This is a genomic window from Variovorax sp. VRV01 (genome assembly GCF_014852545.1).
Lineage (GTDB): Bacteria > Pseudomonadota > Gammaproteobacteria > Burkholderiales > Burkholderiaceae_C > Variovorax > Variovorax beijingensis_A.
In genome coordinates this window covers 137,989-161,096 of the sequence record NZ_JACVBS010000003.1, presented here as the reverse complement: position 1 = coordinate 161,096, position 23,108 = coordinate 137,989, and the positions used below count along the sequence as shown (strand labels likewise).

The 23,108-nt window shown below is 66.7% G+C and carries 19 protein-coding genes; 16 read left to right on the top strand and 3 right to left on the bottom strand.

All coding sequences use genetic code 11. From position 1 onward, the window contains the following. Nucleotides 1-20: 20 nt before the first annotated feature. Nucleotides 21-689, top strand: a complete 669-nt coding sequence (locus tag IB278_RS07050; protein WP_192323050.1) for a sulfite oxidase heme-binding subunit YedZ — start codon at nucleotides 21-23, stop codon at nucleotides 687-689. A gap of 30 nt (nucleotides 690-719) precedes the next feature. Here IB278_RS07050 and lysA read toward each other — a convergent pair whose 3' ends face one another. Both lysA and lptM read right to left on the bottom strand, forming a co-directional pair. Further along, a complete protein-coding gene (gene lysA, locus IB278_RS07045; RefSeq protein ID WP_192323049.1) occupies nucleotides 720-2,003 on the bottom strand; it encodes a diaminopimelate decarboxylase in 1,284 nt (427 codons plus the stop codon). Continuing rightward, nucleotides 2,000-2,221: an LPS translocon maturation chaperone LptM gene (lptM, locus tag IB278_RS07040; protein ID WP_225612782.1), complete on the bottom strand. Its 222-nt coding sequence runs from the start codon at nucleotides 2,219-2,221 to the stop codon at nucleotides 2,000-2,002. The genes lysA and lptM overlap by 4 nt, the downstream gene beginning before the upstream one ends. 63 nt (nucleotides 2,222-2,284) lie before the next feature. Here lptM and cyaY point away from each other — a divergent pair, with 63 nt between their 5' ends. Then, nucleotides 2,285-2,617 carry an iron donor protein CyaY gene (gene cyaY, locus IB278_RS07035; protein WP_145740999.1) on the top strand — a complete coding sequence of 111 codons (333 nt, stop codon included), beginning with the start codon at nucleotides 2,285-2,287 and terminating at the stop codon, nucleotides 2,615-2,617. Between the two features lie 10 nt (nucleotides 2,618-2,627). Here the strand turns inward: cyaY and IB278_RS07030 are convergent, their stop codons facing one another. Continuing rightward, complete coding sequence (locus IB278_RS07030; protein WP_186454127.1) at nucleotides 2,628-5,036, bottom strand: penicillin-binding protein 1A; 2,409 nt, start codon at nucleotides 5,034-5,036, stop codon at nucleotides 2,628-2,630. Nucleotides 5,037-5,274: 238 nt separating this feature from the next. Here IB278_RS07030 and IB278_RS07025 point away from each other — a divergent pair, with 238 nt between their 5' ends. The 14 genes from IB278_RS07025 to IB278_RS06960 all read left to right on the top strand — a co-directional run bounded on the left by IB278_RS07025 (nucleotide 5,275) and on the right by IB278_RS06960 (nucleotide 23,098). Continuing rightward, nucleotides 5,275-6,354, top strand: coding sequence for a pilus assembly protein PilM (locus IB278_RS07025; RefSeq protein ID WP_012746289.1), 1,080 nt, complete (start codon nucleotides 5,275-5,277; stop codon nucleotides 6,352-6,354). After that, nucleotides 6,351-6,971, top strand: a complete 621-nt coding sequence (locus tag IB278_RS07020) for a PilN domain-containing protein (protein WP_145741004.1) — start codon at nucleotides 6,351-6,353, stop codon at nucleotides 6,969-6,971. Before IB278_RS07025 ends, IB278_RS07020 begins: the two co-directional genes overlap by 4 nt. 7 nt (nucleotides 6,972-6,978) lie before the next feature. Beyond that, nucleotides 6,979-7,662 carry a type 4a pilus biogenesis protein PilO gene (locus IB278_RS07015; RefSeq protein WP_145741006.1) on the top strand — a complete coding sequence of 228 codons (684 nt, stop codon included), beginning with the start codon at nucleotides 6,979-6,981 and terminating at the stop codon, nucleotides 7,660-7,662. Then, entirely contained in the window at nucleotides 7,659-8,201 is a 543-nt protein-coding gene (locus IB278_RS07010; RefSeq protein WP_145741008.1) for a pilus assembly protein PilP, read from the top strand. The genes IB278_RS07015 and IB278_RS07010 overlap by 4 nt, the downstream gene beginning before the upstream one ends. Next, complete coding sequence (gene pilQ / locus IB278_RS07005; protein ID WP_145741010.1) at nucleotides 8,198-10,348, top strand: type IV pilus secretin PilQ; 2,151 nt, start codon at nucleotides 8,198-8,200, stop codon at nucleotides 10,346-10,348. The genes IB278_RS07010 and pilQ overlap by 4 nt, the downstream gene beginning before the upstream one ends. Before the next feature lie 23 nt (nucleotides 10,349-10,371). Then, on the top strand, nucleotides 10,372-10,920 hold the full coding sequence (locus IB278_RS07000; RefSeq protein WP_145741012.1) for a shikimate kinase: 549 nt from the start codon (nucleotides 10,372-10,374) through the stop codon (nucleotides 10,918-10,920). Nucleotides 10,921-10,951: 31 nt separating this feature from the next. Beyond that, a complete protein-coding gene (gene aroB, locus IB278_RS06995; protein ID WP_145741013.1) occupies nucleotides 10,952-12,064 on the top strand; it encodes a 3-dehydroquinate synthase in 1,113 nt (370 codons plus the stop codon). Nucleotides 12,065-12,086: 22 nt separating this feature from the next. Further along, nucleotides 12,087-13,217 (top strand): deoxyguanosinetriphosphate triphosphohydrolase, encoded by a 1,131-nt coding sequence (locus IB278_RS06990; protein WP_145741015.1) that lies wholly within the window; start codon nucleotides 12,087-12,089, stop codon nucleotides 13,215-13,217. Next, nucleotides 13,214-14,470, top strand: a complete 1,257-nt coding sequence (locus IB278_RS06985) for a CynX/NimT family MFS transporter (protein WP_192323047.1) — start codon at nucleotides 13,214-13,216, stop codon at nucleotides 14,468-14,470. Before IB278_RS06990 ends, IB278_RS06985 begins: the two co-directional genes overlap by 4 nt. After that, nucleotides 14,467-15,042, top strand: a complete 576-nt coding sequence (locus IB278_RS06980; protein WP_192323046.1) for a DUF1415 domain-containing protein — start codon at nucleotides 14,467-14,469, stop codon at nucleotides 15,040-15,042. The genes IB278_RS06985 and IB278_RS06980 overlap by 4 nt, the downstream gene beginning before the upstream one ends. Further along, a complete protein-coding gene (locus IB278_RS06975) occupies nucleotides 15,039-15,923 on the top strand; it encodes a class I SAM-dependent methyltransferase (RefSeq protein WP_192323045.1) in 885 nt (294 codons plus the stop codon). Before IB278_RS06980 ends, IB278_RS06975 begins: the two co-directional genes overlap by 4 nt. 34 nt (nucleotides 15,924-15,957) lie before the next feature. Continuing rightward, nucleotides 15,958-16,653 carry a transposase gene (locus tag IB278_RS06970; RefSeq protein ID WP_192323044.1) on the top strand — a complete coding sequence of 232 codons (696 nt, stop codon included), beginning with the start codon at nucleotides 15,958-15,960 and terminating at the stop codon, nucleotides 16,651-16,653. Nucleotides 16,654-16,836: 183 nt separating this feature from the next. After that, entirely contained in the window at nucleotides 16,837-21,585 is a 4,749-nt protein-coding gene (locus IB278_RS06965; protein ID WP_145741025.1) for a glutamate synthase-related protein, read from the top strand. 34 nt (nucleotides 21,586-21,619) lie between these two features. Continuing rightward, entirely contained in the window at nucleotides 21,620-23,098 is a 1,479-nt protein-coding gene (locus IB278_RS06960; RefSeq protein WP_192323043.1) for a glutamate synthase subunit beta, read from the top strand. Nucleotides 23,099-23,108 lie beyond the last annotated feature (10 nt).

Below are 23,108 nucleotides of genomic sequence, written 5' to 3'. Positions count from 1 at the left end.
CCGCACGCGGCCCTTGCCCCATGAACAAGCTGCTCATGCATCCGGCGGCCAAGCCGGCCATCTTCCTGCTGTGCCTGCTGCCGTTCGCGCGGCTGGCCTACGGCGCGTTCACCGACGGGCTGGGCGCGAATCCGGCCGAGTTCCTGATCCGCGCCACCGGCGACTGGACCCTGCGCTTCATCTGCATCGTGCTCGCGGTGACGCCGCTGCGCGTGATGACCAAGACCAATGCGCTGGCGCGCTTTCGCCGCATGCTGGGCCTGTTCGCGTATTTCTACGTGGTGCTGCACCTGCTGTGCTACAGCTGGTTCGACATGGGCTTCGAGTGGGCCGACATCGCCAAGGACATTGCCAAGCGGCCGTTCATCCTGGTGGGGTTCTCGGCCTTCGTGCTGCTGACGCCGCTGGCGGCCACCTCGTTCAACCGCGCCATCAAGGCCATGGGGGCCAAGCGCTGGCAGATGCTGCACAAGCTGGTCTACCTGATTGCCGGCCTGGGCCTGTTGCACTTCTTCTGGATGCGTGCGGGCAAGAACAACTTTGCCGAGGTGTTCGTCTACGCCGCGATCATCGCGGCGCTGCTCGGGTGGCGCGTGTGGAACTACGCGAGCAAGCGCAGGCCGAAGCCGTCGGCCGGCGTGCGCGGCGGCAGCAGCAGCGAGAAGGCGCTGCGCAGCAGCACCGGCTGACCGGCGCGAACCACGCCGATCCCGCGCGGATCAGCCCTCGATCTGCTCGCTGCGCAGCTGGTCTTCCATCGTCTCGCGGCGGCGGATCAGCGTGGCGGTCCGGCCGCTCACCAGCACTTCGGCGGCCCGGCCGCGCGTGTTGTAGTTGCTGGCCATGCTCATGCAGTACGCACCGGCCGACAGCACCGCCAGCAGGTCGCCGGCCACCACGTTGAGCGCGCGGTCGCGGCCGATCCAGTCGCCGCTTTCGCAGACCGGGCCGACCACGTCGTAGGCCGGCGCGTCGCCGCCGCGGATGCGCAGCGGCACGATCTTCTGGAACGCCTGGTACATCGCGGGCCGCGGCAGGTCGTTCATGGCCGCGTCGACGATGCAGAAATTCTTGTCTTCGCCCGGCTTGGTGTAGAGCACCTCGGTCACGCACACGCCCGCATTGCCGACCAGCGAACGGCCCGGCTCGACGACGAGCTTGCGCTGTCCGAAGCCGCGGGCGTCGAGCCGTGCGAGCAGCTGCTGCCACAGCGCATCGGCCTTGGGCGGCACTTCGCCGTTGTAGTCGATGCCCAGGCCGCCGCCGAAGTCGAGGTGGTGAATGGGCACCCCGGCCGCCTCGATGGCCTCGACCAGGTCGAGCACCCGGTCGCAGGCGTCCAGGTAGGGCGAGGCCTCGGTGATCTGCGAGCCGATGTGGCAGTCGATGCCGACCACCTCGAGTCCCGGCAGCCTGGCGGCATGCCGATACGCCTCGACCGCACGGTCATGGGCAATGCCGAACTTGTTGCCCTTGAGGCCGGTGGAAATGTAGGGATGCGTCTTCGGGTCGACGTTCGGATTGATGCGGATGCTGATGGGCGCGCGGCGCCCTTCGGCCAGCGCCACTTCGTTGAGCACGTCGAGCTCGGCTTCGCTCTCGACGTTGAAGCAGGCGATGTCGGCCGCCAGCGCCTGCCGCATTTCGGCGCGGGTCTTGCCCACACCCGAGAAGATGATCTTGGCCGGGTCGGCGCCCACGGCAAGCACGCGCGCCAGCTCTCCGCCCGAGACGATGTCGAAGCCGCAGCCGGCTTCGGCGAACACGCGCAGCACGCCGAGCGACGAATTCGCCTTCATTGCATAGCAGATCAGGGCCCTGCGGCCCTCGAAGCCGCGCTGGTAGGCGGCCAGCGCGTCGAGCATCCACTGCTTCGAATAGACGAACAGCGGCGTGCCATGCTCGCGGGCCAGCGCGTCCAGGCCAAGGCCTTCGACGTGGAGCGCGCCGTCGCGATGCGCAATGTGCGGATGGCCGGGAAGGGTCGAGGAAGCGTTCGTCACTTTTGCGTTCCGGTGCTGGGGGTGGCCGGAGCCGGGACGCTGCTGGCCGCAGCGGGCTTGGGCGCGGCTTCTGCTTCCGAAGCGGCGCGCGGGCCGCCGGGGGTCAGCAGCTGAGGCAGGGTGGCACGCTGGGCCGCCGCCGGATCGGTCGGCAGGAACAGCGGCCCGCGCTGGCCGCAGGCAGACAAAGCGGCCGCCGCCGCGGCAAGACTGACCATGAGCACAGCGCGGGCGGGGGCGCTCACTAGAATTTGACGAACATTCAACATAACGAAATTGTAATGACCGACTCCGAATACATGGACCGCGCCGAAGCCGCGCTCGCCGCCATCGAGCTGGGCTGCGATCGCATCAACGATGCGACCGACGCCGACATCGACAACCAGCGTGTAGGCGGCATGATCACGATTTCATTCAAGAACGGCAGCCAGCTGATCGTGAACCTGCAGAAGCCCCTGCAGGAAATCTGGCTTGCCGCGCGCTCCGGCGGCTACCACTACCGCTACGATGGCAAGGCCTGGGTCGACACCAAGACCGGCGAGGAATTCTTCGGAAATCTTTCGCGTGAGGCGAGCCTTCAGGCCGGGCAGCCGCTGGAGTTTGCGGCTGCCTGAACCATCAGTTTCAGTTCCTGAAGAGGTCGAGGATGCGATTGCGCTCCTCGGGCGGCGGAGGCGGGCTCACCGGAACACCGCTCAGGGACTCGGCCGGCGGCGATGACGGCGTGTCCACGCCGAGGCTGGACACGCCGCGGCCCGGCGCGTAGTCGTCGTAGTACCACTCGCCGCCCACACTCACGACGCCGGACGGCGGCGTGGCGGAAAGATCGGTCACGGGCACGCCCTTGATCGCTGTTTCCATGTAGTTGATCCAGATCGGCAGGCTCAGGCCGCCGCCGGTTTCGCGGTCGCCCAGGTTGCGCGGCGTGTCATATCCGATCCAGGAAATGGCCGTCATCGTGGGCTGGAAGCCGGCGAACCAGGCATCGAGCGAGTCGTTGGTGGTGCCGGTCTTGCCGTAGAGGTCGGGCCGCTTGAGCATGGCCTGGGCCTTGGCGGCGGTGCCGGCGCGCGCCACCGACTGCAGCAGCGTGTCCATGATGAATGCGTTGCGCTGGGGAATGGCGCGGATCGTTTCGTTGAGCAGCGGCGGCTGCTTGTCGACCAGCACCTTGTCCTTGTGGTCGGTGATGCGGGTCACCAGGTAGGGATTGACGCGGTAGCCGCCGTTGGCGAACACCGAATAGGCGGTAGCCATCTGCATCGGGGTGACCGCGCCGGCGCCCAGCGCCATCGGCAGGTAGGCCGGGTGCTTGTCCTTGTCGAAGCCGAAATTGGTGATCCATTCCTGGGCGTAGCGCGTGCCGATCGACTGCAGGATGCGGATCGAGACCAGGTTCTTCGACTTCATGAGCGCGGTGCGCATCGACATCGGGCCGTCGTAGCCTCCGCCGTAGTTCTTGGGCTCCCAGGGCTGGCCGCCGGTGGTGCCGGCATCGAAGAACAGGGGCCCGTCGTTGATGACCGTGGCCGGCGTGAAGCCCTTTTCGAGCGCAGCCGAATAGATGAAGGGCTTGAAGCTCGAGCCCGGCTGGCGCCAGGCCTGCGTGACGTGGTTGAACTTGTTCTTGCCGAAATCGAATCCGCCCACCAGCGCCTTGATGGCGCCGTCGCGCGGATCCATGGCGACGAAGGCGCCTTCCACTTCGGGCAGCTGGGTGATTTCCCAGGTGTTCTTGGGCGTCTTCACCACGCGGATCACCGCGCCGCGCCGAATCTTGATGTTGGGCGGCGCCTTGTCGGAAAGGCCGGACTGTGCGGGCTTGAGGCCCTCACCTGTGATCTGCACCGGGTCGCCGTTGCCGCGCACGGCCGAGATTTCCTTGGCATTGGCCTTGAGCACCACCGCCGCCATCACGTCGCCGTTGTCGGGATGGTCGGTCAGGGCGTCGTCCACCGCATCGTCGAGCTCCTTCGGGTCGTTGGGCAAATCGACGAATTTCTCGGGGCCGCGGTAAATCTGGCGCCGCTCGTAATCCATGATGCCCTTGCGCAGGGCCTTGTATGCCGCAGCCTGGTCGGCGGCGACCAGCGAGGTGTAGACCTTGAGTCCGCGCGTGTAGGTGCTGTCGCCATACTGCGCATACATCAGCTGGCGCACGGTTTCGGCCACGTATTCGGCGTGCAGCCGGTTCGGGTCGGCCGCATCGCGCAGGTGCAATTCCTCTTTCTTGGCTTCGGCGGCCTGCTCGGCGGTGATGAAGCCTGCATCCTGCATGCGGTCGATCACATAGAACTGGCGGCCACGCGCGCGCTGCGGGTTGTTGACGGGGTTGTTTGCGCCCGGCGCCTTCGGCAGGCCCGCCAGCATGGCCGCCTGCGCAATGGAGAGCTCCTGCAGCGGCTTGCCGAAATACGCTTCCGATGCGGCCGCGAAGCCGTAGGCGCGGTTGCCCAGGTAGATCTGGTTCAGGTAGATCTCGAAGATCTGGTCCTTGGTGAGCAGGTGCTCCAGCTTGAAGGTGAGCAGCACCTCGTAGATCTTGCGGGTCAGCGTTTTCTCGGAGCTCAGGTAGACGTTGCGCGCCACCTGCATCGTGATGGTCGACGCGCCCTGGCTCTTCACGCGGTTCATGTTGGCCAGCCCGGCGCGCACCATGCCCTTGTAGTCGACGCCGCCATGGTCGTAGAAGCGCGTGTCTTCAGCAGCCAACACCGCCTCCTTCACGAGCTTGGGGATTGCCGCGATCGGGGTTAGATTGCGTCGCTCCTCGCCGAATTCGCCAATCAGGATGCCCTCCGCGGAGAAGACCCGCAGCGGCAGTTTCGGCCGGTAGTCCGACAGCTCGGAGATGTCGGGAAGGTTGGGGTAGGCCACAGCCAGGGCGACGGCGATCACGCACAGCAACGCCAGAACACCGGCCGCGGCGATGCCGAACCCCCAGACCATGAAGCGCAGCAGCCATTTCAGCCAGGCTGGTCGTGTGGAAGGAGGGGTCTTGGCTGGCCCTTTGGGGCGTGAAGTTTCTTGCATGTGGGCCCGGGGAGTCACCGCACATTATAAAAAGCCGCCCCCTTGCCACGGGCCGAACTTGTGTGCATCGTTGCGGGCTAAACCAAAAGTTACCAAATGTGGCTTCGGCGTCAGCTTTTGACAACGGTCCGCCATTTTGCCGGCGGGGGTTGCTTGGTCGCCGGTACGCCTGCTGCTAGCATGCAACCGAACGCAAATTTTTCCATTGGTTACAAATGCAGGGGTAAAGGGACCTAACTTGGCTGCTTTCGGATCATTGTTTCGCCGTCAGAACGCCCCCATGCTCGGCCTGGATGTCAGCTCCTCCAGCGTGAAGCTGGTCGAGCTCGGCCGTGAAGCCAGTGGCAAGCTGGTTCTCGAGCGCTGCGCGATCGAACCCCTGGAACGGGGCTGGATCACCGACGGCAACGTCGAGAAGTTCGACGAAGTGGCCGAAGCCGTCCGCCGCGTCGTGCGCAAGAGCGGCACCCGCACCCGCAACGTCGCGCTGGCGCTGCCTCCTTCGGCGGTCATCACCAAGAAGATCATTCTTCCGGGCGGCATGAGCGAGCAGGAGCTCGAAATCCAGGTCGAGTCCGAAGCCAACCAGTACATCCCGTTCTCGCTCGACGAAGTCAGCCTCGATTTCTGCGTCACCGGGCAGAGCACCGCCTCTGCCGGCGACGTCGAGGTGCTGATTGCCGCGTCCCGCAAGGAAAAGGTCCAGGACCGCGAAGGCCTGGCCGAAGCGGCCGGGCTGAAGGCGGTGATCCTCGACGTCGAGTCCTATGCCTCCCGGCTCGCGACCGCCCGCCTGATCGAGCAATTGCCCGGCAAGGGCCTCGATGCCGTGGTGGCGCTTTTCGAAGTGGGTGCCTTCACCACCAGCATGCAGGTGCTGCGCAACCAGGAAGTGCTGTACGACCGCGACCAGGCTTTCGGCGGCGCGCAGCTGACCCAGCTGATCGTGCGCCAGTACGGTTTCTCGGCCGAAGAGGCCGAAGCCAAGAAACGCAGCGGCGACCTGCCCGACGACTACGGCTCGGGCGTCCTGAAGCCCTTCGTGGAAAGCATCGCGCAGGAAATTGCCCGTGCGCTGCAGTTCTTTTTCACCAGCACGCCCCACAACCGTGTGGACTACGTGCTGCTTGCAGGCGGCTCGGCCTCGCTGCCCAGCCTCACCAGCGCCGTGACGCGCCAGACATCGTTCGCGTGTTCGCTCGTGAACCCGTTCGACGGCATGGAACTGGGTCCGAACATCCGCGAGAAGAAGGTTCGGCGCGAAGCGCCTTCCTACCTGACCTCTTGCGGCCTGGCCATGCGGAGGTTCGTGCAGTGATCCTCATCAACCTGCTTCCGCATCGCGAAGCCGCGCGCAAGCGGCGCCGCGAAGCGTTCTACGGCACCCTAGGCGCAGCCGCCTTGCTGGGCGTGCTGATCGCCGGCCTGGGCTATCTGTGGTTCGAGGCTCAGATCTCGGCCCAGCAGGCCAAGAACAATTTCCTGAAGACCGAGATCACCAAGCTCGAAGTCGAAATCAAGGAAATCTCGACCCTGCAGGAAGAAATTGCCGCGCTGCGCGCACGCCAGCAGGCGGTCGAAGACCTCCAGGGCGACCGCAACCTGCCGGTGCACCTGCTCAACGAACTGGTTCGCCAGCTGCCCGACGGCGTCTACCTGACCAGCATGAAGCAGGACAACCAGACCGTCACGCTGCAGGGCATGGCACAGTCGAACGAGCGCGTCTCGGAGCTGCTGCGCAACCTGGGCAACAACAGTCCGTGGCTGGTCAAGCCCGAACTGGTCGAAATCACTTCCGCGACGGTGAGCCTGAGTCAGCGCGACCAGCGCCGCGTGGCGAACTTCACGATGCGCATCGGCCTCAAGCGGCCGACCGACGCGCAGAAGGCCGCCGCCGACAAGGCGCTGGCTGCAGCGGCGCCAGTCAAGGGGTAGACGGATCATGGCAAGCAATCGCCCCTCTCAAAAAATGGACGTCGGCGCGGCGCTGCGCGGCTTCGGCGACCAGTTCCGCAACCTGAACCCGAACGACCCGTCCGCATGGCCGGCGGTGCCCCGCTACGCCCTGTGCCTGGCGGTGACCGCGCTGGTGCTGGCCGGCCTGTGGTTCCTCTGGCTCACCAATTCGAACGACGAGCTCGAGAGCGAGCGCGCCAAGGAAGTCACGCTGCGCGCCGACTACCAGAAGAAGGTGGCGCTGGCCGCCAACCTCGATCTGCTGAAGAAGCAGCGCGAGCAGGTGCAGCAATACGTGACGCTGCTCGAGAAGCAGCTGCCCAGCAAGGCGGAAATGGACGCATTGCTGTCCGACATCAACCAGGCCGGCCTCGGACGCAGCCTGCAGTTCGAGCTGTTCCGCCCGGGACAGGTTTCGGTGAAGGACTACTACGCGGAACTGCCGATCGCCGTGCGCGTGACCGGCCGCTACCACGACATCGGCTCCTTCGCCGCCGACATCGCGAGCCTCTCGCGCATCGTGACGCTGAACAACCTCACGATCACTCCGCAGCAAAAAGACAAGGACGGCACCCTCACGATGGATGCCACGGCACGCACCTACCGCTATCTCGATGACGAAGAGCGAGCGGCCCAGAAACGCGCCGCGGCGCCGAAGGCGAAGAAATGAGGACGACCGCCAAACTCCTTTGGCTGGTTGCGGCCGCCCTGGGCCTGAGCGCCTGCGCCGACTCGGAGCAGGAAGACCTGCGCCGCTGGATGGTCGAGCAGCGCGCCCAGGTCAAGCCCACGGTGCCGCCGATCACGGAACCCAAGAAATTCACCCCCCAGGCCTACACCGAGGGCGCGGCGTTCGAGCCGTTCAACCTGCTGAAGCTGACCCAGGCGCTGCGCCGGGAATCGAACCAGCCCAGCACGTCGGAACTGATCGCCCCCGAGCTTGTGCGCCGCAAGGAGGCGCTCGAAGCCTTCCCGCTCGACTCGATGGCCATGGTGGGCAGCATGAACCGCAACGGCCAGCCGGTGGCGCTGGTTCGCGTCGACAAGCTGCTCTACAAGGTGCGGGTGGGCGAGTACCTGGGCCTCAACTACGGGCGCATTACCCGTATCAACGAAACCGAAATCGCCCTGCGTGAGATCGTGCAGGACGCCGCCGGTGAATGGATCGAACGCGTGGCGACATTGCAGCTGCAAGAGAGTGCGAAATGAATCATAAAAAATCAACGATGGCACAGCGGCTGCGAGCTGCGGGGCTGGGTCTGCTGGCACTTGGCGCTTTCGCTTTGGCCCATGCGCAAAACGCCATCGAGGCGGTGACCAGTTCGACGCAGTCCGGCGCGGAGGTGATCCGCATCGACCTCGCCCAGCCACTCACGGCCCTGCCGACCGGCTTCGCCGTGCAGACGCCGGCGCGCATCGCGCTCGATTTCCCGGGCGTCACCAACGCCATCGGCCGCTCCGCCATTGAGGTGAACCAGGGCAACCTGCGTTCCGTCAATGTGGTTCAGGCCGGCGAGCGCAGCCGGGTGGTGCTCAACCTCAAGCAGGCAACCGCATACAAGACCGAGATCCAGGGCAAGTCGCTGCTGGTGATTCTCGAGCCCGCGGCCGGCACCGCGCTGGCGTCGTCCACGCCCACCGTCTTTGCCGAGAACCGCAACCGCGACACCCTGCCGCTGCGCGACGTCGACTTCCGCCTGGGTGCGGACAACACCGGCCGCGTGATCGTCGACCTGCCGAACAACCAGGTGGGCGTCGACGTCCGCCAGCAGGGCAAGAACCTGGTGGTCGAGTTCACCAAGTCGACCCTGCCCGAGGGGCTGCGCCGCCGCCTCGACGTGGCCGACTTCAACACGCCGGTGCAGCTGATCACCTCGCAGCAGTCGGGCGACCGCGTGCGCATGACGATCGAGGCCAAGGGCGACTGGGAGCACAGCGCCTACCAGAGCGAAAACCAGTTCGTGGTGGAGGTTCGCGCCCGCAAGGTGGACCCGACCAAGCTGACGCAGGGCGTGGGCTACACCGGCGAGAAGCTCTCGCTGAACTTCCAGAACATCGAGATCCGCTCGCTGCTGCAGGTGATCGCCGACTTCACCAACTTCAACATCGTGACCTCCGACTCGGTCACCGGCGCGCTGACGCTGCGGCTGAAGGACGTGCCCTGGGACCAGGCCCTGGACATCATCATGCAGGCGAAGAACCTGGGCATGCGCAAGAACGGCAGCGTGCTGTGGATCGCGCCCAAGGACGAAATCAACGCCAAGGAAAAGCTCGAGTTCGAAGCCAAGGCCGCCATCGAGAACCTGGAGCCGCTGCGCACCCAGTCGTTCCAGCTCAACTACACCAAGGCGATCGCCATTGCGCAGGGCCTGACCGGCACCGGCGCCTCGGCCGGCGGCGGGGGCGGCTCCGGCACCACCACGCGCATCCTGAGCCCGCGCGGCAGCGTGATCGCCGAGTCGCGCACCAACCAGCTGTTCGTGTCGGACATCCCGTCTCGCCTGGCGCAGGTGGCCGACCTGATCCAGAAGCTCGACATTCCGGTTCGCCAGGTGCTGATCGAGGCGCGGATCGTGGAAGCCTCCGACACCTTCGGCAAGTCGCTGGGCGTGCGGCTCGGCGGCGGTATCGCTGGCGAGCGCTTCGCCTCCTCGTCGGGGAACCGGGCCTTCGCCAACCTGGGCATGATGCCCACGGTCACCGCAGGTACCAACGGCAGCGGAAACACTGCGACGACCACCTGGACCAACTCCAACTTCATCAACCTGCCCGCAGGCGATGCCGGCGGCACCGGCAATGCGGCAGGCACCTTTGCGATCTCGCTGTTCAACTCGAGCTTTTCGCGCATGCTGAACCTCGAGATCTCGGCGCTCGAGGCCGACGGCAAGGGGAAGCTGGTCTCGAGCCCCCGCGTCATCACGGCCGACCAGACCAAGGCGCTGATCGAGCAGGGCGAGGAAATTCCCTACCAGCAGGCCACGTCCAGCGGCGCCACCTCCATTTCGTTCCGCAAGGCGGTGCTGAAGCTCGAGGTCACGCCGCAGATCACGCCCGAAGGCAACATCATCCTCACGCTCGACGTGAGCAAGGATGCCCGCGGCGTCAACACCTCGGCCGGCCCGGCCATCAACACCAAGCACGTGCAGACCGAGGTGCTGGTCGAGAACGGCGGCACGGTCGTCATCGGTGGTATCTTCGAACTCACCGAAACCAATGACGAATCGCGCGTGCCGGTGCTGGGTGAAGTGCCCTACCTGGGTGCACTGTTCCGCAAGCGCGAACGCGTTGCCAACAAGACCGAAATGCTCGTCTTTATCACTCCGAAGATGATTACCGACCGCAACGCCGCGCGCTGACGCGCGGGCGTAGCAGCCACCGCGTGGCGATCGCACTCGTCGGGTTGCCCGGCGCCGGAAAGTCCGCAGTGGGCCGGCGCCTGGGCGCACGCCTGGACCTTCCCTTCGTCGACACCGACCACGTGATCGAGCAGCGCATCGGCTGCTCGATCCGCGATTACTTCGAGCGCGAGGGCGAAATCGCCTTCCGCGACCTCGAGCAGGCCGTCATCGCCGACCTCGCCGTCCGGCCCCACGGCGTGCTGGCCACGGGTGGCGGCGCCGTGCTGCGCGAGGCCAACCGCCGGCAGCTGCGCGACCACTTCCATGTAATCTACCTGCGCTCCTCGCCCGAAGACCTGTTCCGGCGCCTGCGCCACGACGTCAAGCGGCCCCTGCTGCAGGTGGCCGATCCGCTGGGGCGGCTGCGCGAACTGCACGATGCCCGCGATCCGCTCTACCGCGAGACGGCCCACGAGGTGGTCGACACCGGCCGCCCCTCGATCACCATGCTGGTGAACATCATCGTGATGCAGCTGGAGCTCGCCGGCATCGTGGCCGCGGGCACGCCGCCCGAAGAGCCCTCCGACTGAAGCGCCGGCGCGCAGCGCCTAAACTCGCTGCATGCCATTGCCCGCACCCTCCGCACCGCCAGAACGCGTCGACATCCAGCTCGGCGAACGCAGCTACCCGATCCTGATCGGCGCCGGCCTGCTGGACGACCCCCAGAGCTTCGCCGCCGTGCCCGCGGCCGCCAGTGCGCTGGTCGTCAGCAACACCACGGTGGCGCCGCTCTACGCCCAGGCCTTGCGAGCGGCGTTGGCCGGGCGCTTCCGCACCGTGCACCTGCTCGAGCTGCCCGACGGCGAGGTGCACAAGAACCTTGAGACCCTGAACCTCATCTTCGATGCGCTGCTCGGCCACGGCAGTGACCGCAAGACCGTGCTGTTCGCCCTGGGCGGCGGCGTGGTGGGCGACATGACGGGCTTTGCCGCCGCCAGCTACATGCGCGGCGTACCCTTTGTGCAGGTGCCGACCACGCTGCTGGCGCAGGTCGATTCGTCGGTCGGCGGCAAGACCGCCATCAACCACCCGCTCGGAAAGAACATGATCGGCGCGTTCTACCAGCCGCAGCTGGTGGTGTGCGACCTGGGCACGCTGCAGACGCTGCCGCCGCGCGAGCTCAGCGCGGGCCTGGCCGAGGTCATCAAGTACGGTCCGATCCACGACATGGCTTTCTTCGACTGGATCGAGGCGAATGTCGACGCGCTGGTGGCGCGCGAGCCGGCGGCACTCGCCTACGCGGTCAAGCGCAGCTGCGAGATCAAGGCGCTGGTCGTCGGCCAGGACGAGCGCGAGACCGGCCTGCGGGCCATCCTGAACTTCGGCCACACCTTCGGCCATGCGATCGAGTCGGGCCTGGGCTACGGCGAGTGGCTGCATGGCGAAGCGGTCGGCTGCGGCATGGTGATGGCGGCGCACCTGTCGCAGCGGCTCGGCGGCGTCGATGCGGCGTTCGTCGAACGGCTCACGCGGCTGATCGGGCGTGCCGGCCTGCCGACCGTGGGCCCCGCGCTGGGAGCGGAGCGCTATCTCGAACTGATGCGGGTCGACAAGAAATCCGAAGCCGGCGAGATCCGCTTCGTGGTGATCGACAAACCGGGCTCCGCTGCCGTCAGCAGCGCGCCCGATGCGCTGGTGCGCGAAGTGCTCGCGCGGTGCTGCCAGGCGGAATGAGCGCGGCGCCGAGGGTGCACCGATGAGCCTCGCGGCTTATGCCTGCCACCCCGCGCGTTCGCGCGGGAGGCGCCATGCCGAGCCGCCGGCGCCCACGCGCGACGCCTTCCAGCGCGACCGCGACCGCATCGTGCATTCCACCGCGTTCCGGCGGCTGGTCTACAAGACGCAGGTTTTCCTGAACCACGAAGGCGACCTGTTCCGCACCCGGCTCACGCATTCGCTCGAAGTCGCGCAGCTGGGCCGTTCCATCGCACGGGCCCTGCGCATCAACGAGGATCTGGTGGAGGCGATCGCCCTCGCGCACGACCTTGGCCACACGCCGTTCGGCCATGCGGGGCAGGACGCGCTCAACGCCTGCATGGAAGGCCACGGCGGCTTCGAGCACAACCTGCAGAGCCTGCGCGTGGTCGACGCCCTGGAGCATCGCTATCCGCAGTACGACGGCCTGAATCTCAGCTTCGAGACTCGCGAGGGCATCCTCAAGCACTGTTCGCGCGCCAATGCCGAGCGCCTGGAGGCAGGCGAGCCGAACGGCGTGGCGCGTCGCTTCCTGGACCGCACGCAGCCGGGCCTCGAGGCGCAGCTCTGCAACCTGGCCGACGCGATTGCCTACAACGCGCACGACATCGACGACGGCGTGCGCTCCGGGCTCATCAACGTCGAGCAGCTCGGCGAGGTGGAGCTGTTCGAGCGCTACCGCCGCGAAGCGCTGGCCGAGTACCCCCGGCTGGAAGGGCGGCGCGTGCTCTACGAAACCATCCGGCGCATGCTGAGCGCCCAGGTCTACGATGTGATCGACGCCACCCGTGCGGCCCTGGAAACCGCGAAGCCGGTCGATGCCGACGGTGTGCGCAACGCGCCGCCGCTCGTTGCGTTCAGCGAAACCATGCAGGCGCAATCCAACGAGCTCAAGACCTTCCTGTTCCGCAACCTCTACCGCCATCCGCAGGTGAGGCAGACCACCGACCAGGCGCAGCAGGTGGTGAGGGAGCTCTTCGAGGCCTATCTGGAGCGCGGCGCCGAGATGCCCGTTTCCTACGCGGACCGCTACGACCGGCATCGCGCCGTGGCCGACTACATCGCCGGCATGACCGACCGCTTCGCCATGCGCGAGCATGAACGGCTGACCGGCCGGCGGGGGATTTCATGAATTCTGCGGCCATCGCCTCCGCGCGCGTTCCCGCCGCCGCCTTTGCCGTGGTGCTCGGCGGCGTCAGCGCCGCGCTGCACCTGGGCAAGCTGCCGCCCGCGGTGCCGGCGCTGCAGGCGTCGCTCGGCATCGACCTGGTCGAGGCCGGGTTCCTGCTGTCGCTGGTGCAGGTGGCGAGCATGAGCATGGGACTGATCGCCGGGCTCGCGGCCGACACGATCGGCCTGCGCCGCAGCATGCTGACCGGCCTCGTGGTGCTGACGGTGGCGAGCCTGCTGGGCGGCGCCGTCGGCGCGGGGCTCCTGGGCGGCACCTTTGCGGTGCAATGGCTGCTCGGCCTGCGCGCGCTCGAAGGCATCGGCTTTCTGCTGGCGGTCATGCCGGGGCCAGGGCTGATCCGCGCATTGACCCCTGCTGGTGCGGACAAGGCCGCGCTGGGCGTCTGGGGCGCCTACATGCCGCTCGGTGTTGCGCTTGCGCTGCTTTTCGGGCCCGCATTGATCGCCTGGGGCGGATGGGCCGACTGGTGGTGGACGCTGTCGGCCGTGTCGGCCGCGGCGGCGCTCTGGTTGTGGCTGGCGGTGCCCGCGGACGCGTTTCGTGCGGCTGGCGGCATGGCCGGCGGCTGGCCGTCGCGCCTGCGCGCCACGGTCGGCGCACGCGCTCCCTGGATGATCGCGCTGACCTTTGCCGTGTATTCGGCCCAGTGGATGGCGGTGATCGGCTTTCTTCCGGCCATCTATGCCGGTGCCGGCGTGCCGGCCGGCTGGGGCGCGGTGCTCACTGCGGTGGCGGCCGCGATGAACATCGTCGGCAACGTCGCGGGCGGCCGCTGGCTGCAGCGCGGTGTCGCGCCCGAGCGCCTGCTCCAGGCGGGTTTCCTGGCCATGGCGCTGGGCGGTCTTGCGGCCTTCGCACAGGTGGGGCAGGGCGCCGACTCACTTGGCCTGCCGCCGGTGCTTCGCTACGCCGCAGTCTGCGTCTTTTCGCTCGGCGGCGGCATGGTGCCGGCGACCCTGTTTTTGCTCGGTGTCCGGCTGGCGCCGGGCCCGTCCACGGTTTCCACCACCGCCGGGCTCATGCAGCAGGCGTCTTCGCTGGGGCAGTTTCTGGCGCCGCCGGCGGTGGCCTGGGTGGCGCTGCGCGCCGGCGGCTGGCACTGGACCTGGACTGCCACGCTCGCATGTTCGCTGGCGGGCATGGCCCTGGCGCGGCGCCTCGGCAAAATTCGCCCTGCGGCGGAGGTGGCATGACCGGTCCGGCGACAATCGATGCCATCCAGGCCGAAGCCGACATGCGGCGCTGGCTCGAACGCGCGGTGATCGGGCTCAACCTGTGCCCGTTCGCGAAAGCGGTGCACGTGAAGGCGCAGATCCGCTATGCCGTGTACCTGCCCACCGACGAAGCCGCGCTGATCGACATGCTCCTGGCAGAGGCCGATGAACTCGCCGCGCTCGATGCCTCCGTGCGCGACACCACCTTGCTGATAGCACCCAACACCTTGGCCGATTTTCTGGACTTCAACGACTTCACGGCGCGCGCCGAACGCCGGCTCGCGCGCGCGGGTTTCGACGGCGTGTTTCAGCTCGCGAGCTTTCATCCGCGGTTCCAGTTTGCAGGTACCGAGGCCGACGACATCGGCAATGCCACCAACCGCGCGCCGTACCCCACGCTGCACCTGCTGCGCGAAGACAGCGTGAGCCGCGCGGTCGAGGCCTTTCCCGAGGCCGAAGCCATTTTCGAACGCAACATCGAGACGCTTGAAGCGCTGGGGCCGGATGGCTGGGCCGCGCTGGATGTAGGCCCGGGGAGCGCCCGGCCATGAGCGCGCAAGCAACCAGCAGGGCCGTGAAGACGGCCAAGACCGCCAAGGCCGAGGCCGAACTGGCGGAGGTCCTGCGGCCGGGCCAGTCCATCGAGCTTTTGAAGGAGCTGCATATCCTCACGCGCGAAGGTCGGCTCAACCAGGATTCGCGGCGCAAGCTCAAGCAGGTCTACCACCTGTTCCAGTTCATCGAGCAGCTGCTGCGCGAACTGCCGGGCGGCGGCGCGGAAGCCACGCTGGCCGACCATGGCGCCGGCAAGTCGTACTTGGGCTTCATCATCTACGACCTGTTCTTCCGCTCGCGCCAGGGTGGCCACGTCTACGGCATCGAGACGCGCAGCGAACTGGTCGAGAAATCGCGCGCATTGGCACGCCAGCTCGGCTTCGACCGCATGTCCTTCCTGAACCTCACCGTGGCCGAGTCGGCCCAGGCGAGCGAGCTGCCGGAGCGCATCGACGTGGTCACCGCGCTGCACGCCTGCGACACGGCCACCGACGACGCGATCGCCTTCGGGCTCGCGAAGAAGGCGCGCTGCATGGTGCTGGTGCCCTGCTGCCAGGCCGAGGTGGCGGCCTGCCTGCGCGAAACCAAGGCGCTGGCCCTGTCGCGCACGCCATTGGCCGAGCTTTGGCGCCATCCGCTGCACACGCGCGAAATCGGCAGCCAGCTCACCAACGTGCTGCGCTGCCTGTACCTCGAGGCCCATGGCTACAGCGTCACCGTCACCGAACTGGTGGGCTGGGAGCACAGCATGAAGAACGAGCTGATCCTGGCGCGCCACACCGGGCAGCGCAAGGCCGGTGCGGCGGCGCGGCTCGGCGAACTGCTGTCGCAGTTCGGGCTCGACACCCTGGGCGAGACGCGGTTTCGCCTGCACTGAGCTCCCTCCAAAGCACATAGCGTCACGTCACGCCATGGCCCGCCTGCCCCGTCTCACGCTCCCCGGCCTGCCACACCACGTGATCCAGCGCGGCAACAACCGCCAGGCCATCTTCGTCGACCGCGCCGACCACGAGCGGCTGCTCGGCCTGATGGCGGACGCGGCCCCGCGCTTCGGCGTGGCACTGCATGCCTATGTGCTGATGGACAACCATTTCCATCTGCTGGCCACGCCCGACACGGCCACCGGGCTGCCGCAGTTCATGCAGGCGGTGGGGCGCAGCTACGTGCGCTATTTCAACGACCGCCACGGTCGCAGCGGCACCCTGTGGGAAGGGCGCTACCGATCGACCTTGATCCAGACCGACCGCTATCTGCTGACCTGCATGGCGTACATCGACCTGAACCCCGTGCGGGCCGGCATGGTGTCGGACGCGCGCGACTTTCCATGGTCCAGCCATGGACATTACGCAGGCCTGCGGCATGACAAGCTGCTGACGCCGCATCCGCTCTACTGGGAGCTGGGCAACACCCCCTTTGCCCGCGAGGCGGCGTACGTCGAACTGGTGCGCGGCGGCGTGCGTGCGGCCGACCAGGGCATGCTGACCGAGGCCACCTTGCGGGGCTGGGCAGCCGGCGATGCGGATTTTCTTGCGTCGCTTCAGAAAGCGACCGAACGCCGCGTTGCCAAAGCCAAGGCCGGGCGTCCGCCGGCGGCGTCCGATTCCTGAGCTGAAGCTTCCCAGCGCATTACTTCGAGGGGAGTCTTTGCTACCTTTATTGATATGTCCCTAATTTTATTCTGACCATAAGAGTCGGGATTTAATTAGAATCCGACCCCATTTAAAGTGTTTGGCATTCTTTGTGCATCGCAATATCCTTCTCTTCCCTGCGAAAAACTGAAGGAGTGCGCCATGACGACGGCTGCCGAGATCGAACATCTCCAACAACACGGTCTGTATTCCGGTGCCGATGAGCACGATGCCTGCGGCGTCGGCTTCGTCGCGCACATCAAGGGCGAGAAGAGCCATGCCATCGTGCTGCAGGGCCTGAAGATCCTCGAGAACCTCGACCATCGCGGCGCAGTGGGCGCTGACAAGCTGATGGGCGACGGCGCCGGCATCCTGATCCAGCTGCCCGACCGCCTCTATCGCGAGGAAATGGCCAAGCAGGGCGTGGCGTTGCCCCCGCCGGGCGAATACGGCGTCGGCATGATCTTCCTGCCCAAGGAACACGCCTCGCGCGAAGCCTGCGAACAGGAAATGGAACGCGCGATCAAGGCCGAAGGCCAGGTGCTGCTGGGCTGGCGCGACGTGCCGGTCAATCGCGACATGCCGATGTCGCCCACGGTGCGCGCCAAGGAGCCGCTGCTGCGCCAGGTGTTCATCGGCCGCGGCAACGACGTGATCGTGCAGGACGCGCTGGAACGCAAGCTCTACGTGATCCGCAAGACCGCCAGCGCCAACATCCAGCGCCTGAAGCTCAAGCACAGCAAGGAATACTACGTTCCGAGCATGTCGAGCCGCACCGTGGTCTACAAGGGCCTGCTGCTCGCCGACCAGGTCGGCACCTACTACCTCGACCTGCAGGACAAGCGCTGCGTCTCGGCCCTCGGCCTGGTGCACCAGCGCTTCTCCACCAACACCTTCCCCGAGTGGCCGCTGGCCCACCCGTACCGCTATGTCGCCCACAACGGCGAGATCAACACGGTCAAGGGCAACTACAACTGGATGAAGGCGCGCGAAGGCGTGATGTCCTCGCCCGTGCTGGGCGCCGACCTGCAGAAGCTCTACCCGATCAGCTTCGCCGGCCAGTCCGACACCGCCACCTTCGACAACTGCCTCGAGCTGCTGACGATGGCCGGCTACCCCATCAGCCAGGCCGTGATGATGATGATTCCCGAGCCCTGGGAACAGCACGCCACCATGGACCCGCGCCGCCGCGCGTTCTACGAATACCACGCCGCCATGCTGGAGCCGTGGGACGGCCCGGCCTCCATCGTGTTCACCGACGGCCGCCAGATTGGCGCCACGCTGGACCGCAACGGCCTGCGCCCCTCGCGCTACTGCGTGACCGACGACGACCTGGTCATCATGGCCTCCGAGTCGGGCGTGCTGCCCGTGCCCGAGCAGAAGATCGTGCGCAAGTGGCGCCTGCAGCCCGGCAAGATGTTCCTGATCGACCTGGAGCAGGGCCGCATGATCGACGACGAGGAGGTCAAGGCCACCCTCGCCAACAGCAAGCCCTACAAGCAGTGGATCGAGAACCTGCGCATCAAGCTCGACAGCGTCGAGGCCGAGCCGGTGCCCGCGCCGCTCTCGCAGGTGGCGCTGCTCGACCGCCAGCAGGCCTTCGGCTACACCCAGGAAGACATCAAGTTCCTGATGAGCCCGATGGCGCAGGCCGGCGAAGAGGGCATCGGCTCCATGGGCAACGACAGCCCGCTGGCCGTGCTCTCCAGCAAGAACAAGCCGCTCTACAACTACTTCAAGCAGCTGTTCGCGCAGGTGACCAACCCGCCGATCGACCCGATCCGCGAGGCGATCGTGATGTCGCTGGTGTCCTTCATCGGCCCCAAGCCCAACCTGCTGGATATCAACCAGGTCAACCCGCCGATGCGGCTCGAAGTGAGCCAGCCGATCCTCGACTTCGCCGACATGGCCAAGCTGCGCGACATCGGCACCTACACGCAGGGCAAGTTCAAGAGCTACGTGCTCGACATCACCTATCCGCTCGCCTGGGGCTACGAGGGCGTCGAGGCCAAGCTGGCGTCGCTCTGTGCCGAAGCGGTGGATGCCATCAAGGGCGGCCACAACATCCTGATCGTGAGCGACCGCGGCGTGAGCCCGACGCAGGTGGCGATTCCCGCCGTGCTGGCTCTCTCCGCTGTCCATCAGTACCTGGTCCGTGAAGGCCTGCGCACCACGGCCGGGCTCGTCGTCGAAACCGGATCGGCCCGCGAAGTTCATCACTTCGGCGTGCTCGCGGGCTACGGCGCCGAAGCCGTGCATCCCTACCTCGCCATGGAAACGCTGGCGGCCATGCACGCCGACCTGCCGGGCGACATGAGCGCGGAGAAAGCGGTCTACAACTACGTCAAGGCGATCGGCAAGGGCCTGTCCAAGATCATGTCGAAGATGGGTGTCAGCACCTACATGAGCTACTGCGGCGCGCAGCTGTTCGAAGCCATCGGCCTGAACACCGAGACGGTCAACAAGTACTTCACCGGCACCGCCAGCCGCGTCGAGGGCATCGGCGTGTTCGAGATCGCCGAGGAAGCCATCCGCATGCACAAGGCCGCGTTCGGCGACGACCCGGTGCTCTCCAACATGCTCGACGCCGGCGGCGAATACGCCTGGCGCACGCGCGGCGAAGAGCACATGTGGACGCCCGACGCCATCGCCAAGCTGCAGCACAGCACGCGCGCCAACAACTGGAACACCTACAAGGAATACGCGCAGCTCATCAACGACCAGAACCGCCGCCATCTCACGCTGCGCGGCCTGTTCGAGTTCAAGCTGGATCCGGCCAAGGCCATTCCGGTGGACGAGGTCGAGCCCGCTGCAGAGATCGTCAAGCGCTTTGCCACGGGCGCGATGTCGCTCGGCTCGATCAGCACCGAGGCGCACTCCACGCTTGCCATTGCCATGAACCGCATCGGCGGCAAGAGCAACACGGGCGAGGGCGGCGAAGACCCGGCGCGCTACCGCAACGAGCTCAAGGGCATCCCGATCAAGCAGGGCGACACGCTCAAGAGCGTGATCGGCGCGGCCAACGTCGAGGTCGACCTGCCCCTGAAGGACGGCGACTCGCTGCGTTCGCGCATCAAGCAGGTGGCGTCGGGGCGCTTTGGCGTCACGGCCGAGTACCTGCATTCGGCCGACCAGATTCAGATCAAGATGGCGCAGGGCGCCAAGCCGGGCGAGGGCGGCCAGCTGCCCGGCGGCAAGGTCACCGAATACATCGGCAAGCAGCGCTATGCCGTGCCGGGTGTGGGCCTGATCTCGCCGCCGCCGCACCACGACATCTACTCGATCGAAGACCTGGCGCAGCTGATCCACGACCTGAAGAACGCCGCGCCGCACGCGAGCATCAGCGTCAAGCTGGTGAGCGAAATCGGCGTGGGCACCATCGCGGCCGGCGTGGCCAAGTGCAAGAGCGACCACGTGGTGATCGCCGGCCATGACGGCGGCACGGGTGCATCGCCCTGGTCGTCGATCAAGCATGCGGGCAGCCCGTGGGAAATCGGCCTGGCCGAAACGCAGCAGACGCTGGTGCTCAACCGCCTGCGCAGCCGCATCCGCGTGCAGGCCGACGGCCAGATGAAGACCGGCCGCGACGTCGCCATCGGCGCGCTGCTGGGCGCCGACGAGTTCGGCTTTGCCACGGCCCCGCTGGTGGTCGAGGGCTGCATCATGATGCGCAAGTGCCACCTGAACACCTGCCCGGTGGGCGTGGCCACGCAAGACCCGATCCTGCGCAAGAAGTTCTCGGGCAAGCCCGAGCACGTCGTCAACTACTTCTTCTTCGTGGCCGAGGAAGTGCGCCAGATCATGGCCCAGCTCGGCATCCGCAAGTTCGACGACCTGATCGGCCGCGCCGACCTGCTCGACATGCGCAAGGGCATCGAGCACTGGAAGGCCTCGGGCCTCGATTTCAGCCGCCTGTTCGCGCTGCCGAACGTGCCGGCCGAGGTGCCGCGCTTCCACGTCGAAAACCAGGACCACGGCCTGGAGCGCGCGCTCGACGTCAAGCTCATCGAGAAGTCGCGTCCGGCCATCGAGCGCGGCGAGAAGGTGCAGTTCATCGAGGTGGCGCGCAACGTCAACCGCTCGGTGGGCGCCATGCTGTCGGGTGCACTGACCAAGGTGCATCCGCAGGGCCTGCCCGACGATTCGATCCGCATCCAGCTCGAGGGCACGGGCGGGCAGTCGTTCGGCGCCTTCCTGGCGCGCGGCATCACGCTCTACCTGATCGGCGATGCCAACGACTACACCGGCAAGGGCCTCTCGGGCGGCCGCGTGGTGGTGCGCCCGAGCCTCGATTTCCGCGGCGAAGCGGTGCGCAACACCATCGTGGGCAACACCGCGCTCTACGGCGCGACCACCGGCGAGGCCTACCTCTGCGGCGTGGCCGGCGAGCGTTTTGCCGTGCGCCTCTCGGGTGCCACGGCGGTCGTCGAAGGCACGGGCGACCATGGCTGCGAATACATGACGGGCGGCACGGTTGCGGTGCTCGGCAAGACGGGCCGGAACTTCGCGGCCGGCATGAGCGGCGGCGTGGCTTTCGTCTACGACGAGGACGGCCAGTTCGCCACGCGCTGCAATCTCTCGATGGTGTCGCTCGACAAGGTGCTGACTTCGGCCGAGCAGACGGCGAGCATGCACCGTAAGGTCTGGCACGGTGGCGAGACCGACGAGGCCCAGCTCAAGAAGCTGCTCGAAGAGCACCACCGCTGGACCGGCAGCAAGCGCGCGCGCGAACTGCTCGACAACTGGGCCGTGTCGCGCACCAAGTTCGTCAAGGTGTTCCCGAACGAGTACAAGCGCGCGCTCGCCGAGCTGCACGACCGCAAGGTCGAACTCACGAGCAGCGGCAACAACGCGCACATGGGCCTGGAGCCGCATGCTCTGGTCGCGCCGGCCGCGACGGCTGCGGTCTGAGCGGCAACGAAAACGAAGAACAGAGGAAAGCACGATGGGAAAGATCACCGGCTTCATGGAGCATGAGCGCATCGAAGAGGGCTACAAGCCCGTCGAGGAGCGCGTCAAGCACTACAAGGAATTCGTCGTTGCCTTGACGCCCGAGCAGGCCAAGGTGCAGGGCGCGCGCTGCATGGACTGCGGCACGCCGTTCTGCAACAGCGGCTGCCCGGTCAACAACATCATTCCGGACTTCAACGACCTCGTGTACCGCAACGACTGGCAGAACGCCTTCGCGGTGCTCGACTCGACCAACAACTTCCCGGAATTCACCGGCCGCATCTGCCCCGCGCCCTGCGAGGCCGCCTGCGTGCTCAACGTGAATGACGACCCGGTCGGCATCAAGTCGCTGGAACACGCCATCATCGACCGCGCCTGGGACGAAGGCTGGGTGGCGCCGCGCGTTGCCAAGCACAAGACCGGCAAGAAGGTGGCGGTGGTGGGTTCGGGCCCGGCCGGCATGGCGGCCGCGCAGCAGCTCGCGCGCGCCGGCCACGATGTGACGCTGTTCGAGAAGAACGACCGCATCGGCGGCCTGCTGCGCTACGGCATCCCCGACTTCAAGATGGAGAAGACGCACATCGACCGCCGCGTCGAGCAGATGAAGGCCGAAGGCGTGAGCTTCCGCACCGGCGTCATCGTCGGTGCCGCCAAGGACCCGCTGGGCAAGGGCTCCAAGGTCACGAACCTGGCCAAGGAAACCGTCACGCCCGAGCAGCTGCAGAAGGAGTTCGACGCCGTGCTGCTGACCGGCGGCGCCGAGCAGTCGCGCGACCTGCCGGTGCCGGGCCGCGATCTCGACGGCATTCATTTCGCGATGGAGTTCCTGCCCCAGCAGAACCGCGTCAACGCGGGCGACAAGGTCAAGGGCCAGCTGCGCGCCGACGGCAAGCACGTGATCGTGATCGGCGGCGGCGACACCGGCTCCGACTGCGTGGGCACCAGCAACCGCCATGGCGCGGCCAGCGTCACCCAGTTCGAGCTGATGCCGCAGCCGCCCGAGGAAGAAAACCGCCCGCTGACCTGGCCCTACTGGCCGATCAAGCTGCGCACGAGCTCCAGCCACGAAGAAGGCTGCGAGCGCGAGTTCGCCATTTCCACCAAGGAATTCATCGGTGAAAAAGGCAAGGTCACGGGCCTGAAGACCGTACGGGTCGAGTGGAAGGACGGCCGCATGCAGGAAGTGGCCGGCAGCGAGCAGATCCTCAAGGCCGACCTCGTGCTGCTCGCGATGGGCTTCGTGAGCCCGGTGGCCAACGTGCTGGATGCCTTCGGCGTCGAGAAGGATGCCCGCGGCAACGCCAAGGCCACGGTCGACTTCGTTGGTGGTTATGCCACCAACGTGCCGAAGGTGTTTGCTGCAGGCGACATCCGCCGCGGCCAGTCGCTCGTGGTGTGGGCGATTCGCGAAGGGCGCCAGGCTGCGCGCTCGGTGGATGAGTTCCTGATGGGTTTCAGCGACCTGCCGCGCTGATTTTTGTTTC

Excerpts from the sequence above, each read along its gene's own strand:
- cyaY (WP_145740999.1), top strand. The coding sequence starts at position 2,285 with ATGACCGACTCCGAATACATGGACCGCGCCGAAGCCGCGCTCGCCGCC.
- IB278_RS06965 (WP_145741025.1), top strand. The coding sequence starts at position 16,837 with ATGACGACGGCTGCCGAGATCGAACATCTCCAACAACACGGTCTGTAT.
- IB278_RS07050 (WP_192323050.1), top strand. The coding sequence starts at position 21 with ATGAACAAGCTGCTCATGCATCCGGCGGCCAAGCCGGCCATCTTCCTG.
- IB278_RS07010 (WP_145741008.1), top strand. The coding sequence starts at position 7,659 with ATGAGGACGACCGCCAAACTCCTTTGGCTGGTTGCGGCCGCCCTGGGC.
- lptM (WP_225612782.1), bottom strand. The coding sequence starts at position 2,221 with ATGGTCAGTCTTGCCGCGGCGGCGGCCGCTTTGTCTGCCTGCGGCCAG.
- IB278_RS06960 (WP_192323043.1), top strand. The coding sequence starts at position 21,620 with ATGGGAAAGATCACCGGCTTCATGGAGCATGAGCGCATCGAAGAGGGC.
- IB278_RS06990 (WP_145741015.1), top strand. The coding sequence starts at position 12,087 with ATGAGCCTCGCGGCTTATGCCTGCCACCCCGCGCGTTCGCGCGGGAGG.
- pilQ (WP_145741010.1), top strand. The coding sequence starts at position 8,198 with ATGAATCATAAAAAATCAACGATGGCACAGCGGCTGCGAGCTGCGGGG.
- IB278_RS06970 (WP_192323044.1), top strand. The coding sequence starts at position 15,958 with ATGGCCCGCCTGCCCCGTCTCACGCTCCCCGGCCTGCCACACCACGTG.
- IB278_RS07015 (WP_145741006.1), top strand. The coding sequence starts at position 6,979 with ATGGCAAGCAATCGCCCCTCTCAAAAAATGGACGTCGGCGCGGCGCTG.
- IB278_RS06980 (WP_192323046.1), top strand. The coding sequence starts at position 14,467 with ATGACCGGTCCGGCGACAATCGATGCCATCCAGGCCGAAGCCGACATG.
- IB278_RS06985 (WP_192323047.1), top strand. The coding sequence starts at position 13,214 with ATGAATTCTGCGGCCATCGCCTCCGCGCGCGTTCCCGCCGCCGCCTTT.
- IB278_RS07030 (WP_186454127.1), bottom strand. The coding sequence starts at position 5,036 with ATGCAAGAAACTTCACGCCCCAAAGGGCCAGCCAAGACCCCTCCTTCC.
- IB278_RS06975 (WP_192323045.1), top strand. The coding sequence starts at position 15,039 with ATGAGCGCGCAAGCAACCAGCAGGGCCGTGAAGACGGCCAAGACCGCC.
- aroB (WP_145741013.1), top strand. The coding sequence starts at position 10,952 with ATGCCATTGCCCGCACCCTCCGCACCGCCAGAACGCGTCGACATCCAG.